1 protein-coding gene is annotated in these 2,002 nt (G+C 74.9%); it reads right to left on the reverse strand.

Translation table 11 applies throughout. From position 1 onward, the window contains the following. On the reverse strand, positions 1-2,002 hold a 2,002-nt coding region (locus SCA03_RS34660), incomplete at both ends, for a SpnB-like Rossmann fold domain-containing protein (protein WP_170223876.1).

Below are 2,002 nucleotides of genomic sequence, written 5' to 3' on the forward strand. Positions count from 1 at the left end.
AAAACCCCACCCCACCGGCACCCCCACCAACACACACTCATCCACCACCGCGCAGGAGCCGAACCATCCGGACCCCAGGCCCATCACACGGTCCCCGACGCCGACGCTCGTCACACCGGAGCCGATCTCGGCCACGACCCCGGCGCCCTCGCTGCCGGGCATCGCGCTCTCCGCATCGGGATACATGCCGAGTGAGATCAGGACGTCCCGGAAGTTGACCCCGGCCGCGCGCACATCGACACGCACCTCATGCGCGCCCAGCGGGCGGGTCGCCGCGTCGGAGGAGGCGAGTGACACCCCATCGAGACCCGATTCGGGGGTGATCCGGAGCTGCCAGGGAGCGTCGGGGAGTTCCGGGGTCGGGGGGACGGTGGCCACGCGGGGGATGCTGAGTTCGCCGCGCCGCAGCGCCAACTGCGGTTCTCCGGCATCCAGCGCCGCCGGCAGGGCGGTGAGCGAGGCTTCGTCCGCGTCGAGATCGGCGAGGACGAAGCGTCCGGGGTGTTCGGACTGCGCCGACCGCACCAGCCCCCAGACCGGGGAGGCGGTCAGGTCGGCCACGCCCTCGCCCGCCCCGGCGGGCACGGCTCCCCGGGTGACCAGCACGAGCCGGGCCCCGGTCGCGGCGAACGTCTCGTCCGCGAGCCAGTCCTGAACGAGTGTCAGCACGCGGCCCGCGGTGGAGATGGCCTCCGACGCGAGGTCGGTTCCGGTGGGCGTGGCGGTGGGCGTGGGGATGCCGGCCAGCACGTACTTCGGCGGCGGGCACTCTCCCGCGGCCACCCGCCGAGCGAGGTCCGCCAGATCCTCGTACCCGTCGGCGAGCCGGTCGAGGCCGAGTGCGTCGCCGCTGACGGCGGCGAGGGGCCGAGCCCCGCTCCCGGTGCCCGAGGCCGGTACGGGTGTCCACTCGACGCGGTGCAGGAAGCCGGTGGTGCGCGTGTCGGCGGGGCCGCCGAGGCCCTCGCCGAAGGGCCGCGTGGCCAAGGTCTCGGCCGAGAGCACGGGCCGGCCCGTGTCGTCCGCCGCGAGGACCGACATGCCGCCGCCGGTGACCGGCGTGAGGCGTACCCGCAGCCTGGTCGCGCCGGTGGCGTACAGGGACACACCGGTCCACAGGAACGGCAGCCGTACGCTGTCGGGGTCCCGGTCGTCCGCACGGGCCTGCCACGCGTGCAACGCGGCGTCCAGCAGCGCCGGATGCACGCCGAAGGCGTCGCCGGTCCCGCGCGCCGCCTCGGGCAGCGCGACCTCGGCGCAGATCTCCTCCCCGTGGCGCCAGACGCTCTCCAGGCCGCGGAAGGCGGGCCCGTAGTCGAGGCCCTCGTCGCTCAGCCGCTCGTACAGCCCGTCCGTCTCGACCGGCCGCGCCCCGGCCGGAGGCCAGCTGCCGAGTCCGGCCGGTTCCTCGGGCGCGCCGGTGGTCAGCGTCGCTCGCGCGTGCCGCGTCCAGACGCCGTCCGCACCGCAGGTGTGCAGGCTGACGGACCGGCAGCCGTCGCTCCCCTCCGGTCCGGTGACGACCACCTGGACGCGCAGCGCACCACCGTCCTCGGGGAGGAACACCGGTGTCTCCAGGCTGAGTTCGTCGATCCGGTCGCAGCCGACGCTGTCCGCCGCGCGCAGGACGGTCTCCAGGATGGCGGTTCCCGGTGCCACGCTCCGGCCGCGCACGGTGTGGTCGGCGAGCCAGGGGTGCGTACGCAGCGACCAGCGGCCCGTGAGGAGGTGCCCGTCGGAGGCGGGCAGCGGCATGCCGGCGTCGAGCAGCGGGTGCCCGACGGCTTCCATGCCGTGCGCGGCGGCGTCGGCCGGGGTGTCCGGGCCGAGCCAGTAGTTTCGGCGCTGGAAGGCGTAGGTGGGCAGGTCGGCCCGGTGTGGATCGGTGCCGTCGAAGACCCGTGCCCACTCCACGGGTGCTCCGGCGACGTATGCCTCGGCGAGGGACTTCAGCAGGCGTGCCTCACCGCCGTCGTCGCGGCGCAGGGTGCCCACGGCGGAA

Origin of the sequence: Streptomyces cacaoi, assembly GCF_006539165.1 — a bacterium.
GTDB classification, from domain to species: Bacteria; Actinomycetota; Actinomycetes; order Streptomycetales; family Streptomycetaceae; genus Streptomyces; species Streptomyces cacaoi.